The sequence below is a fragment of the Microvirga brassicacearum genome (genome assembly GCF_008757455.1).
GTDB lineage: Bacteria > Pseudomonadota > Alphaproteobacteria > Rhizobiales > Beijerinckiaceae > Microvirga > Microvirga brassicacearum.
On record NZ_VCMV01000078.1, the window covers coordinates 35,501 to 35,707 of the forward strand.

Genomic DNA, 207 nt, shown 5'->3' on the forward strand with positions numbered 1-207 from the left:
AGCCGGCCGGCGCACCACAGCGCGCGCAATGGCGGCGCGCTGGCGTTGCCCGCCGGACAATTCATGCGGATACCGATCGGCGAAACCGTCCCCGAGCCCGACCTCGCGCAGGATTTCGTGCACCCGTTCGGTCTTCTCGCGCCCGCTCATGTTCGGCATCAGGCGCAGCGCCTCGCGCACCAGCATTCCGATGGTCATGCGCGGATC

At 69.1% G+C, this 207-nt stretch carries 1 protein-coding gene; it reads right to left on the reverse strand.

Annotated features, from left to right (window positions below; translation table 11 throughout):
* Positions 1 to 207 (reverse strand): ATP-binding cassette domain-containing protein (locus tag FEZ63_RS24140; RefSeq protein WP_150949885.1); only part of this gene is annotated, 207 nt, incomplete at both ends.